This window comes from Streptomyces sp. NPDC102360, from assembly GCF_044766085.1.
Lineage (GTDB): Bacteria > Actinomycetota > Actinomycetes > Streptomycetales > Streptomycetaceae > Streptomyces.
In genome coordinates this window covers 499,730-513,274 of the sequence record NZ_JBIWLG010000005.1, presented here as the reverse complement: position 1 = coordinate 513,274, position 13,545 = coordinate 499,730, and the positions used below count along the sequence as shown (strand labels likewise).

Annotated in this window: 14 protein-coding genes; 11 read left to right on the top strand and 3 right to left on the bottom strand. The window is 71.2% G+C overall.

From position 1 onward, the window contains the following. The first annotated feature begins 7 nt into the window (after nt 1–7). The 10 genes from ACIRHA_RS23230 (at nt 8) to ACIRHA_RS23185 (ending at nt 11,156) form a co-directional block, all read left to right on the top strand. A complete protein-coding gene (locus ACIRHA_RS23230; protein WP_403848841.1) occupies nt 8–646 on the top strand; it encodes an NUDIX domain-containing protein in 639 nt (212 codons plus the stop codon). A gap of 410 nt (nt 647–1,056) precedes the next feature. Further along, nucleotides 1,057–3,039, top strand: a complete 1,983-nt coding sequence (locus tag ACIRHA_RS23225; RefSeq protein ID WP_403848943.1) for a tetratricopeptide repeat protein — start codon at nt 1,057–1,059, stop codon at nt 3,037–3,039. A 144-nt stretch (nt 3,040–3,183) separates the two neighbouring features. Then, on the top strand, nt 3,184–4,299 hold the full coding sequence (ald, locus tag ACIRHA_RS23220; protein ID WP_403848838.1) for an alanine dehydrogenase: 1,116 nt from the start codon (nt 3,184–3,186) through the stop codon (nt 4,297–4,299). Nucleotides 4,300–4,641: 342 nt separating this feature from the next. Continuing rightward, a complete protein-coding gene (locus ACIRHA_RS23215; RefSeq protein WP_403848835.1) occupies nt 4,642–5,820 on the top strand; it encodes a ParA family protein in 1,179 nt (392 codons plus the stop codon). Then, a complete protein-coding gene (locus ACIRHA_RS23210; RefSeq protein ID WP_403848832.1) occupies nt 5,805–6,386 on the top strand; it encodes a hypothetical protein in 582 nt (193 codons plus the stop codon). The genes ACIRHA_RS23215 and ACIRHA_RS23210 overlap by 16 nt, the downstream gene beginning before the upstream one ends. A 171-nt stretch (nt 6,387–6,557) precedes the next feature. After that, entirely contained in the window at nt 6,558–7,466 is a 909-nt protein-coding gene (locus tag ACIRHA_RS23205; protein ID WP_403848829.1) for a segregation and condensation protein A, read from the top strand. Further along, the gene (gene scpB, locus ACIRHA_RS23200; protein WP_403848826.1) at nt 7,463–8,104 is read left to right on the top strand and encodes an SMC-Scp complex subunit ScpB; all 642 of its coding nucleotides are present in this window, start codon (nt 7,463–7,465) and stop codon (nt 8,102–8,104) included. The genes ACIRHA_RS23205 and scpB overlap by 4 nt, the downstream gene beginning before the upstream one ends. Nucleotides 8,105–8,114: 10 nt before the next feature. Continuing rightward, nucleotides 8,115–9,308, top strand: a complete 1,194-nt coding sequence (locus tag ACIRHA_RS23195) for a pseudouridine synthase (protein WP_403848823.1) — start codon at nt 8,115–8,117, stop codon at nt 9,306–9,308. Nucleotides 9,309–9,387: 79 nt separating this feature from the next. Next, nucleotides 9,388–10,149 (top strand): NUDIX hydrolase, encoded by a 762-nt coding sequence (locus ACIRHA_RS23190; protein ID WP_403848820.1) that lies wholly within the window; start codon nt 9,388–9,390, stop codon nt 10,147–10,149. Next, nucleotides 10,146–11,156 carry an ADP-ribosylglycohydrolase family protein gene (locus ACIRHA_RS23185; RefSeq protein WP_403848817.1) on the top strand — a complete coding sequence of 337 codons (1,011 nt, stop codon included), beginning with the start codon at nt 10,146–10,148 and terminating at the stop codon, nt 11,154–11,156. Before ACIRHA_RS23190 ends, ACIRHA_RS23185 begins: the two co-directional genes overlap by 4 nt. Before the next feature lie 10 nt (nt 11,157–11,166). Here ACIRHA_RS23185 and ACIRHA_RS23180 read toward each other — a convergent pair whose 3' ends face one another. From ACIRHA_RS23180 to ACIRHA_RS23170, 3 genes are read right to left on the bottom strand one after another with little or no spacing between them, the layout of a single operon-like run. Further along, complete coding sequence (locus tag ACIRHA_RS23180) at nt 11,167–11,652, bottom strand: Rieske (2Fe-2S) protein (RefSeq protein WP_403848814.1); 486 nt, start codon at nt 11,650–11,652, stop codon at nt 11,167–11,169. Further along, a complete protein-coding gene (locus ACIRHA_RS23175; protein ID WP_403848811.1) occupies nt 11,649–12,227 on the bottom strand; it encodes a DUF6529 family protein in 579 nt (192 codons plus the stop codon). Before ACIRHA_RS23175 ends, ACIRHA_RS23180 begins: the two co-directional genes overlap by 4 nt. 34 nt (nt 12,228–12,261) lie before the next feature. Then, nucleotides 12,262–12,933 carry a hypothetical protein gene (locus ACIRHA_RS23170; RefSeq protein ID WP_403848808.1) on the bottom strand — a complete coding sequence of 224 codons (672 nt, stop codon included), beginning with the start codon at nt 12,931–12,933 and terminating at the stop codon, nt 12,262–12,264. A 139-nt stretch (nt 12,934–13,072) separates the two neighbouring features. On the opposite strand from ACIRHA_RS23170, the gene ACIRHA_RS23165 reads away from it, so the two are divergent. Then, a complete protein-coding gene (locus ACIRHA_RS23165; RefSeq protein ID WP_403848805.1) occupies nt 13,073–13,387 on the top strand; it encodes a YidB family protein in 315 nt (104 codons plus the stop codon). Nucleotides 13,388–13,545 lie beyond the last annotated feature (158 nt).

The following is a 13,545-nucleotide window of genomic DNA, read 5'->3' as shown; positions in this document are numbered from 1 at the left end:
TTTCGGTATGACGGCCAACACGCCGCTCGTGGACACCGCCGAGGAGTGGGAGGTCCGGGCGACCGACACCCCCTTCGTCGGGAACAAGACCTCCGTGCGCACGGACGACGTCGTGATGCCGGACGGCTCCGTCGCCCGGCGCGACTACCAGGTGCACCCCGGCTCGGTGGCCGTGGTGGCCCTCGACGACCAGGACCGGGTGCTCCTCCTCAAGCAGTACCGGCACCCCGTGAGCATGAAGCTCTGGGAGATCCCGGCGGGCCTGCTCGACATCCCCGGTGAGAATCCGCTGCACGCGGCGCAGCGCGAGCTGTACGAAGAGGTGCACGTCAAGGCGGAGGACTGGCGGGTCCTCACGGACGTCTACACGACGCCGGGCGGCTGCTCCGAGGCCGTACGCATCTTCCTCGCGCGGGACCTCTCCGAGGCGGACGGTGAACGGTTCGAGGTGGAGGAGGAAGAGGCGGACATGGAGTTCGCGCGCGTCCCTGTCGCGGAGCTCGTCCGGGGTGTGCTCGCGGGTGAGCTGCACAACAACTGCCTTGTGGTCGGTGCGCTTTCGCTGGCCGCTGCGTTGGCGGGGGACGGCCTCGACGCGCTCCGCCCGGCGCTGGCGGAGTGGCCGGCGCGGCCCTTCGAGGCGTAACGGCCGCGGGGCTCCGCCCCGGACCCCGCGCCTCAAACGCCGGCGGGGCTTGAAAGATCGCCTCAATCGCCGGCGGGGCTTGATACATCAAGCCCCGCTCTTGTGACGAGAGCCAGCGGAGCCCCGAGGGCGTAACCAGGTTTCAGGTCACATGATCGGCTGATCCGATCGGGCGACATGGGCGCGGCGTCCGCCAAGGTCACCCGCACCCCCTCAACTAGGCTCGGGAACGCCCCCTGCCGACCCCCGGAGGGGATGGGTGAGACGGAGCGTGGCCCGTGACGGATCAGGCGGTCGAGTCGGACGACGTGACGGAGGTCGATTCGGCCCCCGGGCGGTCCCGCAAGCGGCGTCGCACCCGTCGGGGACAAGAGGTGGCGGAGCGTCAGTTCCTGGGGCGCAAGCGGGAGTTGGCGCAGCTCCGGTCCGACATCGAGCGGGCCGGGCTCGACACGCTCTCGGGGCGCAAGACGCCGCGTGCCCGGGTACTCCTGATCGCCGGGCGGCCGGGCACGGGACGTACCGCCCTCGCCGAGGAGCTGTTGCGGGACGTCCGTGAGCAGTACCCGGACGGCACCCTGCAGGCCCGCCTCACCGCCCCCGACGGCACCCCCGTACCCACCGAACGTGTCCTGCGCGACCTGCTGGACGCCCTCGAACTCCCCGCCCCGCCCGGCGAGACCGCCGACGACCTGTCCGAGCGGCTGCGCGAGGGCCTCGCGGTGCGCCGCGTGGTGCTGCTGCTCGACGACGCGGGCAGCGCCGAACAGGTCGACCCGCTGCTCCCCGACACCCCGGACTGCCTCGCCGTGGCCGTCGCCGAGGGCCCGCTGACCGGCATCCCGGACGTGCGGCCCTGCACGCTCGGCGGGCTCGACACCAAGGCCGCGCTCGAACTCCTCACCCGGCACACCGGCTCGGTCCGTGTCACCTGCGACCCCCGCTCGGCCGAGTCCCTGGTGGAGCTGTGCGGCGCGGGACCCGCCGCCCTGAACATCGCCGGCGGCTGGCTCGCCGCGCGCCCCAAGGAGTCCGTCGCCGACCTGGCCAAGCAACTGCACGCCCTGGAGCCGGACGGCTCGGCCCTCGCCCGTGTCTTCCGCTTCGCCTACGAGTCGCTGCCGGGCCCCGCCGCCCGGATACTGCGCTACCTGAGCCTCGCCCCCGAGGCATGCGTCGACCCGCACACCGCGTCGGCGCTCGCCGGCTGCTCGGTCGCGGCGGCCCACTCCACCCTCGACGCCTTCGTCACGCTCGGCCTGGTCCGCGCCGTGGACTCCGAGCTGCCGCAGTACGAGGTGCCGGGCTGCATCGCGCCGTTCCTGCGCGGCCTCACCGAGACGGTCGACCGGCCCGCCGAGGTGCAGCTGGCCCGCGCCCGGATGCTGGAGCGGACCGTGCGGCTGCTCACCTCGTGCCGCGCCGTCACCGAACCCTTCGACTCCCCGGCCCGCAAGAAGCTCGCGGGGCTGCCGAGCGCCCTGCGCTTCGCCGACCGGGAAGCGGCCGCCGAGTGGCTGCGCGCGCGGCAGCCCGCACTGCTCGCCGCGGCCCGGCTGGCCGTCGCCGACGGGGAGCTGGACACCCTCGCACGGCGCCTCCTGGCCGCTCTCGTACGGGCGATGGTGGTGCACCGGGGTACCGAGGACGCGGCGGCCGAGCTGTACGGGATCCACCGGCTGGTGCTCGATGTCGCCGAGCGCAGGAACCTGCCGAGGGAGAAGGCCGCGGCCCTGCTCAACCTCGCCGACCTCGACGCCAGGACCGGCCGCACGCACGAGGCGCTGGCCCGCTACCGGGCCGCTCTCGACGCGGGGCGCGCCGCGCAGGACCCGTACGCGACGGGCCGCGCGATGGAATCCGTAGGCGGCGCCCACCAGTCGCTCGGGGACTGGCAGCGGGCCGCCGACTGGTACGGCCGGGCCCTCGCCCAGCGGCTCACGCGCGGCGAGCGGGCCGACGCCGCGCGCCTCCATGGACGTATCGCGGGAGTCCACACGTACGCGGGCCGCTACGGCGAAGCGCAGCGGTCCCTGCGCTCGGCCGTCGCCGGGTACCGCAAGGAGGGCGATGTGCCCGCGCAGGCACGGGCGTTGAGCGAACTGGCGCGGGTGCTCGAATACGCCGGCCGGCCCGAGGAGTCGCTGCACACCTGCCAGGAGGCGGTCGAGTGGGCGCGTCGGGCGGGGGACGTACGGCTGCAGGCCGCGCTCCAGCTGCGCCTCGCCGACACGCTGGACCGGCTCGGCGACCCCGCGGCCGCCAAGCTGCACCGGGGTGCGGCCGAGCGCATGCTGGGAGAGGAGCTCACCGGTCCGGACGGACCGGAAGCAAACCCTTCGGAACAAGCCGCTAACACCTGCGAAATCCGTAGCGCATCCGCAGAAGATTGATGCATCGAAAGGCTAGACAGCTCAATAACCTTCATTAGACTGGCTCTGCCGCGGTCATCCGTGGCGTCTCCCGGTGCGTCCTGTGATGTGCCGGTATGTAGTGCATTGCCCGTTAAATCCCTGAGCCAAGGACCGTGATCGACGATGAAGGTCGGCATCCCCCGCGAGGTCAAGAACAACGAGTTCCGGGTGGCCATCACCCCCGCCGGCGTCCATGAGCTGGTACGCCACGGCCACCAGGTCTTCGTCGAGCAGAACGCCGGTGTGGGCTCCTCGATCACGGACGACGAGTACGTCTCGGCCGGTGCGCGGATCCTCGGCACGGCCGACGAGGTCTGGGCCACGGCGGACCTGCTGCTGAAGGTCAAGGAGCCGATCGCGGAGGAGTACCACCGCCTCCGCAAGGACCAGACGCTCTTCACGTACCTGCACCTGGCCGCGTCCAAGGAGTGCACGGACGCGCTCCTGGAGTCGGGCACGACCGCCATCGCGTACGAGACGGTCGAGACCGCGAACCGCCAGCTGCCGCTGCTCGCCCCGATGTCCGAGGTCGCGGGCCGTCTCGCCCCGCAGGTCGGCGCCTACCACCTGCTGGCCGCCAACGGTGGCCGCGGTGTGCTGCCCGGCGGTGTGCCCGGTGTGCACGCGGGCAAGGCCGTCGTCATCGGCGGTGGCGTCTCCGGCTGGAACGCCGCGACGATCGCCATCGGCATGGGCTTCCACGTGACCCTGCTCGACCGGGACATCAACAAGCTCAAGGAAGCCGACAAGATCTTCGGTACGAAGATCCAGACGGTCATGTCGAACGCCTTCGAGCTCGAGAAGGCCTGCCTGGAGGCCGACCTCGTCATCGGCGCCGTCCTGATCCCCGGCGCCAAGGCGCCGAAGCTGGTCACCAACGAGCTCGTGTCCCGCATGAAGCCCGGAAGTGTCCTTGTCGACATCGCGATCGACCAGGGCGGCTGCTTCGAGGACTCGCACGCGACCACGCACGCCGAGCCGACCTTCAAGGTGCACAATTCGGTCTTCTACTGCGTCGCCAACATGCCCGGCGCGGTGCCGAACACCTCGACGCACGCGCTGACCAACGCCACGCTCCCGTACATCGTTGAGCTGGCCAACCGCGGCTGGGCCGAGGCCCTGCGCCGCGACGCGGCCCTCGCCCTGGGCCTCAACACCCATGACGGCAAGGTCGTTTACAAGGAGGTCGCCGAGGCGCACGGACTCGAGCACCTCGAGCTCGAGAGCCTCCTCGGCTGACCCACATCGAGGGCGACGTCAACAAAAGTCGTCAATCTCACGCCTACGGCCGGACCTTGCGAGGGGTCCGGCCGTACGTGTAGTGGAACGGTACGGGTCCGGACATGGTCAACTCGCCTTGAACGTAACCCTTTACCCGATTCGCACGGCGACGAAATGCACCGAAGAGCCGTCGTACGCCCTTGACATGAGGGTGTTTCGTTACCGACACATCGTGCCGGGTCCGGCGGATTGTGTTGCTGCGGAGTGGTGACACGCCATAGAGTCGCCAACCGTCGGCATGGTGCCACGCTGACCTATCGATAAATGTTCCTGGCTACATCCAAGGAGGTAAGACGACTTGTGAATGAGTCGACATTTACTCCCGGAGATGGCCGGCCAGGCGGACAGGTTCCCGCGGGGCTTCAGGCTGTCGGCCCCGTCGCTGTGCGTACCTTCACTGCCCAACAGAGCAGTTATCAGGGCATCCCCCAGCAGACGCCGACGCAGACAGCACACCAGAGCATGGATGGCCATCACGTGAACGCCATGGCCGGCGACCGAAGTGGCGATACACAAAGTCACTTCGCCGACTACGACGCCCTGCCCGAGGGGTCGTTCTACGACCCCGACGCCGAATACGAGCCGGACCCCGAGTACGCGGCCACGCTCGCACCCGACGCTGCCCGCCAGCGCCGCGAGCGCGTCGGCCCCACCGGGCGTCCACTGCCGTACTTCCCGATTCCAGGACCGCTGACGGACCACGGCCCGGCGAAGATCATCGCGATGTGCAACCAGAAGGGCGGCGTCGGCAAGACCACGTCGACCATCAACCTGGGTGCCGCGCTCGCCGAGTACGGCCGCCGGGTCCTGCTCGTCGACTTCGACCCGCAGGGTGCCCTGTCGGTCGGCCTCGGCGTGAACCCGATGGAGCTCGACCTCACGGTCTACAACCTGCTCATGGAGCGGGGGATGGCCGCGGACGAGGTCCTGCTGAAGACCGCCGTTCCGAACATGGACCTGCTCCCCAGCAATATCGACTTGTCCGCTGCCGAGGTGCAGTTGGTCAGCGAGGTGGCGCGCGAGTCCACGCTGCAGCGGGCGCTCAAGCCGCTGATGGCCGACTACGACTACATCGTGATCGACTGTCAGCCCTCGCTCGGCCTGCTGACCGTGAACGCGCTGACGGCCGCTCACAAGGTCATCGTCCCGCTGGAGTGCGAGTTCTTCGCGCTGCGTGGTGTGGCCCTGCTGACCGAGACGATCGAGAAGGTCCAGGAGCGGCTCAACCCGGACCTGGAGCTCGACGGGATCCTCGCCACCATGTACGACTCGCGGACCGTGCACAGCCGTGAGGTGCTCGCGCGCGTGGTCGAGGCGTTCGACAACAACGTCTACCACACGGTGATCGGCAGAACCGTTCGCTTCCCGGAGACCACGGTCGCCGGTGAGCCGATCACCACGTACGCCTCGAACTCGGTCGGTGCCGCGGCCTATCGCCAGCTCGCCAGGGAGGTGCTCGCCCGGTGTCACGCCGAGTGAGTCTGCCGGGGGCCGACGAACTGTTCCGTACGACCGGTGGCATGGGGCTGCAGGCCTCGTCCCCGAGACGCTCGGCGAACGGGGAGACGCGTGTCCCCCCGCCCGCCGGGGAGAGCGACGAGGCGGCCGCCGCCTCCGACGGTGACGCGGAGGCGGCTCCCGCCTCCTCCGGTTCCGGAGAGCACTCCGCCGCCGAGGCCGAGTCGGACGCCGGGTCGCGGACCCGCGCCGGCGCCGCGGAGGGCGCGGAGAAGGCGGGGCGCAGGGCCTCCGGCGGGGCGCAGGAAGGTTCCGGTGGGCGGGGTTCCACCGCTTCGGCGCGGAAGCGGGCGCGGGCGGCCAATCGGCGGCCCAGTGGGCGTGAGCGGCACGACGAGAAGATCACCGTGTACGTCTCCGCCGAGGAGCTGATGGACCTCGAGCACGCGCGGCTCGTGCTGCGCGGTGAGCACGGGCTCGCGGTCGACCGGGGGCGCATCGTGCGCGAGGCGGTCGCCGTGGTCCTGGCCGACCTGGAGTCCCGTGGGGACGCGAGCATTCTTGTACGTCGGCTGCGGGGGCGCTAGGCGCTGGCGCTGTAGCGTCGGGCGGTGATGTCCGTGAACGAACCGTCTGTGCCCGCTGGTCGTCGGCGTGCGCTCGGCCGTGGTGCGCTCCCCGAGCCGGAGCCGGCGCCTCCCGCAGCTGTGGGCGGCGACGGGGGCCGCCTTGCCCACCCTGCCGCCCAAGGCGGCAGCTTGCCCAAGGCGGCGGCCGAGGCGGTTGCGGAGCCCAAGGCGGGGGCGGAGGCGGACGTTGACGTCGACCAGCCGGACGAGGTCGATGACGGGAAGTTCAAGGTTCGGCTCGATAATTTCGAGGGGCCGTTCGATCTTCTGCTGGGGCTCATCTCCAAGCACAAGCTCGACGTCACCGAGGTCGCGCTGTCCAAGGTCACCGATGAGTTCATGGCCCACATTCGGGCCATGGGGACCGACTGGGACCTCGACCAGACGACGGAGTTCCTCGTCGTCGCCGCGACGCTGCTCGATCTGAAGGCCGCCCGCCTGCTGCCCGCCGCAGAGGTGGAGGACGAGGCCGATCTGGCCCTCCTGGAGGCGCGGGACCTGCTGTTCGCGCGGCTCCTCCAGTACCGCGCGTACAAACAGATCGCCGACGTCTTCAGCGGGCGGATGGAGGACGAGGCGCGGCGTTATCCGCGGACCGTCGGCCTCGAACCGCACCACGCCGAGCTGCTGCCCGACGTCGTCATCAACATCGGCGCGGAGGGGTTCGCCAAGCTGGCCGTGAAGGCGATGCAGCCGAAGCCCGAGCCGCAGGTGTACGTCGAGCACATCCACGCGCCGCTGGTGAGCGTGCAGGAGCAGGCCCAGTACGTGGTGGCCCGGCTGAAGGAGGTCGGCGAGGCCCCGTTCCGGGAGCTCGTGGCCGACACCGATGACACGCTCACCGTCGTCGCCCGGTTCCTCGCGCTGCTCGAGCTGTACCGGGAGAAGGCGGTGGGGCTCGAGCAGGAGACCGCGCTCGGGGAGCTGATCGTGCGCTGGACCGGCGGCGACGCCGACGCCGAGCCCGTGGTCACGGACGAGTTCGACCGGGCGCCAGAGGTGCCAGAGGAGCCCGAGCGGAAGGAGGCTGCCACGTGAGCGAGCAGGACCCCGGCGGAGTGGCGGAGCTTGACCTCAAGCCCGCCCTGGAAGCCGTACTCATGGTGGTCGACGAGCCCGCCACCGAGGAGCATCTGGCGAAGATCCTGCAGCGGCCCAGGAGGGCCGTGAGCGACTCGCTGCGGGAACTGGCCGACGAGTACCGCGTGCAGGGGCGCGGCTTCGAGCTGCGGCTCGTGGCGGGCGGCTGGCGGTTCTACACCCGGCCCGAGTACGCCGCCGCCGTCGAGGGCTTCGTGCTCGACGGGCAGGTGGCAAGGCTCACCCAGGCGGCCCTGGAGACCCTTGCCGTCGTCGCGTACCGGCAGCCGGTCAGCCGTTCCCGGGTCTCCGCGGTGCGCGGAGTGAACTGCGACGGGGTCATGAGGACCCTGTTGCAGCGGGGTCTGGTGGAGGAGGCGGGCGCGGAACCCGAAACAGGTGCGATCCTGTACAGGACGACGAACTACTTTCTGGAGCGGATGGGCCTGCGTGGCCTGGACGAGCTGCCGGAACTCGCGCCCTTCCTCCCCGAGGCGGACGCGATCGAGGGCGATACGCAGGAAGGGATCCCGTCGTTCGACCCGGACGCACCCGATGCGCCGGGTTCGCAGTCCATCGAGCAGACAGCCGACTAACGGAAATTTGATGCGAAGCAGCAGCGGCAGGAACAGCAGCGGAAACAACGGCGGGAGCCGTGGTGGCAACAGCAGCGGCCGCGGCGGTAACAGCGGGGGCCGCGGCAGCCAGCGCGGCGCCGGCAACAACCGCGACGACAGGCGCGGCGGCAGCAGCAACCGCGACGACAAGCGCGACGACAAGCGCGACGAGAAGCGTGACGACAGGCCCGCGCGCCCGAAGCGGCCGCGTCCCGAGGAGCGGCTCTACGACGTAGGCCCGCACGCCTCGAAGGAGGGCTCGAAGTCGGGCCGCGGTGCCTCCGCGCGCGGCGGTGCCAAGGGCGGCCCCAAGCGCGGCCAGCAGCAGCCCACGGGCCGGGCCGGGCGTACGGCTCCCTCCCGTTCGCGTGAGTACGAGACGCGGACCGAGGAGCGCAACCGCGAGCGGTACGCGGGCAAGCCGGCGGCCAAGCTCCCGAAGACCTTCCCCGGCGCCGAGCAGGAGGGCGAGCGGCTGCAGAAGGTGCTGGCCCGTGCCGGTTACGGTTCGCGGCGCGCCTGCGAGGAGCTGGTCGACGAGTCCCGTGTCGAGGTCAACGGCGAGATCGTGGTCGAGCAGGGGCTGCGTGTCGACACGGAGAAGGACGAGATCAAGGTCGACGGTCTGACCGTGGCCACGCAGTCGTACCAGTTCTTCGCGCTGAACAAGCCGGTCGGTGTCGTCTCCACCATGGAGGACAACGAGGGGCGGCAGTGCCTCGGCGACTACACGAACAACCGTGAGACGCGGCTCTTCCACGTCGGCCGGCTCGACACCGAGACCGAGGGCGTCATCCTCCTCACCAACCACGGTGAGCTGGCCCACCGCCTCACGCACCCGAAGTACGGCGTGAAGAAGGTCTACCTCGCGCACCTCGTGGGCCCGATCCCGCGCGACCTGGGCAAGCGGCTCAAGGACGGCATCGAGCTCGAGGACGGGTACGCGCGTGCGGACCACTTCCGCATCGTCGAGCAGACCGGCAAGAACTACCTGGTCGAGGTCACCCTGCACGAGGGTCGCAAGCACATCGTGCGCCGGATGCTGGCCGAGGCCGGCTTCCCGGTCGACAAGCTGGTGCGGGTCGCCTTCGGTCCGATCACGCTGGGCGACCAGAAGTCGGGATGGCTGCGGCGGCTCTCGAACACCGAGGTCGGCATGCTGATGCAGGAGGTCGACCTGTAGGTCGTACCTTCGCGGGTCTTGTGTGCGGCGACCCCCTCCTTTTAGAGTCCATTGGACCAATAAGGGAGGGGGTCTCCGCATGTCCGACAACGGTCTGCCCGGCACTGGCCCAGTGGCGGGTTACGACAAGCACGCCTACGAGCCCTTCGCCGTCACCGTCGACCTGGCCGTGTTCACGCTCCGGGCGGGACGGCTGCACATCCTGCTCGTCGAGCGCGGTCACGAGCCGTACGCGGGGCGCTGGGCGCTGCCCGGCGGGTTCCTGGAGCCGCACGAGGCCGCGGAGGACGCGGCGCGGCGCGAGCTCGCGGAGGAGACCGGGCTCGCCGACGTCGCCGGGCTGCATCTCGAACAGCTGCGTACGTACAGCGAACCGGGGCGTGATCCCCGGATGCGCGTGGTGTCCGTCGCGTTCACCGCGCTCGTGCCGGACGCCCCGCAGGCGCACGGCGGCGGGGACGCGGCGCGGGCCGCCTGGCTGCCGTACGGAACGCAGGGCCCGCTCGCGTTCGATCACGACCGGATCCTCGCCGACGCCCAGATCCGGATCGGCGGGAAGCTGGAGTACACCTGCCTGGCCACCGCGTTCTGCCCACCCGAGTTCACGCTCGGCGAGCTGCGGCAGGTCTACGAGGTGGTGTGGGGGACCGACCTCGACCCGGCGAACTTCCGGCGCAAGGTGCTCGCGACGCCCGGCTTCGTCGAGCAGATCCCCGGCGCGTCCCGGCTCACCGGCGGGCGCGGCAAACCCGCGGCGCTGTACCGGGCCGGCGACGCCACGTCCTTGCACCCACCGTTGCTGCGCCCCGCGCACGAGCCCTCGGAAGGAACCCGCCGATGACGAAGACCGCCGCCACCGGATCGCTGCTCGGCCTCGCCCTCGGGGACGCGCTCGGCTTTCCGACCGAGTTCAACGACGTACCGGCGATCCTCGCCAAGTGCGGGCCCTGGCGGGAGATGGAGCTGCCGGGACACCCCGTCGCGTACATCACCGACGACACACAGATGGCGCTCACCGTCGCGCGGGCGCTGCGCACGAGCGGACCGTCCCTCGCGCCGGAGCGCTTCGAGCGGCCGCTGCGCGAGGAGTTCGTCGACTGGTACCGCTCGCCCGACAACAACCGCGCGCCCGGCAACACCTGCCTGCGCGCGTGCGCCCTCCTGGAGACCGGGAGCCGGCCCTGGCAGGAGGCCAGCCAGCCGCACAGCAAGGGCTGCGGGGCCAATATGCGCGTCACCCCGCTCGGACTCGCCCCCGGCCTGACCGACGAACAGCGGGCGGGCGGCGCCCAGTTGCAGGCCGGGCTCACCCACGGCCACCCCACGGGCCTCGCCGCCGCCGACCTCACCGCGCACGCCGTACGCCTCCTCGCCGAGGGCACGGAGCCGACGGGCCTGGTCGGCATGCTCCGCTCCTATGCCTACGAGAACCGCGAGACGTACCACGAGGCCTGGCTCGGCGACCTGTGGCGGCGTGGCGAGGAAGCGACGCCGCAGAGCTTCATCGCGCACGGCTGGGACGAGTGCCTCGGCGTCCTCGACCGGCTGCGGGACGCGCTGCGCGAGCCGTCCCCCGAGACCGACCCGTGCCTCGCCACGGGCGCCGGCTGGATCGCGGAGGAGGCCCTGGCCACGGCCCTGCTGTGTTTCCTGATGTTCGTCGACGAACCGGTCCCGGCCCTGCGCCGCGCCGCCTGCACCTCCGGCGACTCGGACTCGATCGCGGCCCTGGCCGGGGCCTTCGCGGGCGCCCACCTCGGCGCCGACGCGTGGCCGAAGGAGTGGGTCGAACGCATCGAGCACCGGGACGAGCTGCTGGAGTTCGGAGCGGGGTGGGACGCGCCGTAACCGCGGCGGGTCAGGCCAGCGTGATCGAGTCTCCGGTGACCTTGATCTGCCGGGTGTCCAGGGGGCGGGGGGCCGGGCCGCCCGCCACCGAGGCGTCGGCGACCTTGAACTTCGAGCCGTGGCAGGGGCAGTTGATGGTGCCGCCGGAGACGTCCTTGACCGTGCAGCCCTGATGCGTGCAGACCGCAGAGAAGGCCTTGAAGTCGCCCTTGGCCGGCTGGGTCACCACGACCTTCTCGGCGGGGAAGACCTTGCCGCCGCCGACCGGGATGGCGGAGGTCTTCGTCAACTCGTCGGCCGCGGGCGGCTTCTGGGAGCCGCCGCCCGTCGATTTCGAACCCGTGGCGGCGGGCTCGGACGTGGCGGACGTCTGCGCACTCCCGCCACCCTGGCCCCCGCCACCGCTCTGGTCCTCGTCGCCGTACTTGCTGCAGCCCGCAGCCAGGGCCGCCGCGCCCGCGACCAGGACGCTCCTGCGGGACGCGGTGCGCCTCATGTCGTCACTCCCACCGTCCGGAAGAACCACAGTGCCGACGTCAACCACAGCAGCGTCAGGACCGCGAACGCAAGACCGCCCACCACCGGCAGCAGCCAGCCCGGCAGCCGCTCCGTGCGCAGCAGCAGCATCTTGGCGCTGAACGCCCCGAAGAAGAAGCAGCCCAGGAGCGAGTGCCACATGACCCGCGTCGAGTACGTCTGATAGCCGAGCGCGTAGAGGCAGTGCACCGCCACCGGGACCGCGAGCAGGAACGCGATCCGGCCCGACCAGCGGTGCAGCGCGGGCGCCCAGGACGGGCCGCGCAGCTTCCCGTAGACCATGAACGCCGAGACGATCTGGACGAGCGCGAAGGCGAAGGCCGCCGTCGCCAGCCAGGACTTCACCGCGCTCGTGCTGGAGAAGCCGGCGATGTTGAACGCGGTGCCCTCCGGGTCGTGCACCTTGCCGTACGCGCCGAGCGCCACGGCCACCACCGCCGCGACGAGGGCGGGGGCCAGGTAGCGGGCCGCGGACGGGCGGCGGTGGTCGGGGTTCGGGAAGCTCTGGGTGGCGGCGTTCGGGTCGACGGTCATGGGAACCCTCTCTGAACGGCTCGGCGTGTGCTGCTCAGGGGACGACCGGGCGGGCCGTCAGGCGGTCGCCGTCGACCGTTACCGCCCCCGAATCCGGGTCGATGCGCGGCGCGGCGGACGGCTTGTCGTCACGGCGCACGATGCCCACCTGGCGGCCGTCGGGCAGCACGATCCAGCCGCCGTCGATCTTCGCGCCGCGCACCTCGGTGGTCGCCCGGTACAGGCCGGACGGCTTGACGGCCTTCTTCGCCGTGAAGCCGTAGGGGTGCTTGTCGATGGTCGTGGTGCCGCGCACCTGACCGCCGGCGAGCCTGCCGTCCAGCTTCGCGCCGTGCTTGCCGGACAGCTTCATCGCGCCGTTGTCCTCGACGTTCCCCTTCAGCCACGACTCCTTGGAGCGGCCGTCGCAGAAGTAGGCGATCGCCTTGTCGCCGCGTACGGATATGGAGACCGCGGACGTGTCGTCGTCGGTGCGGCCCGCGTAACTCGTCTTGGGACGGGCCGACCGCGTCGGGCTCGCCTTCGAAGGTTTCGAGGGCGACGGGCGCGCCTTCGAGGGCGACGCGGAGGCGGACGGCGTGACCGTCGCCGCGGGAGCCTCCCCGTACGACGAAGTGCCCTCGCCCGTCGTCGCGTTGAGCGACAGCATGAACAGGCCGAGGGCCAGTCCGGCGAGCAAAGTGAACAGCGGGCCCGAGCGCTTCATGACCGGGCCTCCCCCCGAGGCGGCAGCGGTTGCGCCTCCATGCAAGCAGCTCCGGCCGGGTGGCGACAGGGGGTGGTTCGGGTGACATTGAGGTGGTCCGGGTTTCCTCGCAGGCGAATGTCCCGAAAGGCGCGTGACCATGGCCGGTAACGATCTCGGCGGCCTGCTCGGCGGCGTCCTTGAGATGATCATGAAGTCGGGCCTTGTCGAGAAGGGGCAGCTCGACTCGTGGGTCGGCACGGGCGACAACCAGGCGCTCAGCCCCGAGCGGGTCAAGCAGGCCGTGCCCGACGAGACCCTGGACAAGGTCGCCTCGGAGGCGGGCGTCAGCCGCGACGAGGCCGCCGCGCAGGTGGCCCGGGAACTGCCGCAGGTCGTCGACAAGCTCACCCCCGAGGGCCAGGTGCCCTCGTCCGGGTCCCTGGAGGACCTCATCAAGCAGCAGAAGCTCTGACCCGGTGGCGGGGGGGGGGGGGGGGGGGGGGGGGGGGGGGGGGGCGGCCCCCCCCCCCCCCCCCGCCCGGGCGCCGCGGGGGCACAAACGCGGGGGGCTCGCCCCCATCCCCCGCGGCACACGCGCCGCAGGGGCTTGAATTGCCGCAGGTGACCCGG

Coding starts and splice junctions, on each gene's coding strand:
- ACIRHA_RS23230 (WP_403848841.1), top strand. CDS start 8: ATGACGGCCAACACGCCGCTCGTGGACACCGCCGAGGAGTGGGAGGTC.
- ald (WP_403848838.1), top strand. CDS start 3,184: ATGAAGGTCGGCATCCCCCGCGAGGTCAAGAACAACGAGTTCCGGGTG.
- ACIRHA_RS23195 (WP_403848823.1), top strand. CDS start 8,115: ATGCGAAGCAGCAGCGGCAGGAACAGCAGCGGAAACAACGGCGGGAGC.
- ACIRHA_RS23190 (WP_403848820.1), top strand. CDS start 9,388: ATGTCCGACAACGGTCTGCCCGGCACTGGCCCAGTGGCGGGTTACGAC.
- ACIRHA_RS23185 (WP_403848817.1), top strand. CDS start 10,146: ATGACGAAGACCGCCGCCACCGGATCGCTGCTCGGCCTCGCCCTCGGG.
- ACIRHA_RS23180 (WP_403848814.1), bottom strand. CDS start 11,652: ATGAGGCGCACCGCGTCCCGCAGGAGCGTCCTGGTCGCGGGCGCGGCG.
- ACIRHA_RS23175 (WP_403848811.1), bottom strand. CDS start 12,227: ATGACCGTCGACCCGAACGCCGCCACCCAGAGCTTCCCGAACCCCGAC.
- ACIRHA_RS23170 (WP_403848808.1), bottom strand. CDS start 12,933: ATGAAGCGCTCGGGCCCGCTGTTCACTTTGCTCGCCGGACTGGCCCTC.
- ACIRHA_RS23165 (WP_403848805.1), top strand. CDS start 13,073: ATGGCCGGTAACGATCTCGGCGGCCTGCTCGGCGGCGTCCTTGAGATG.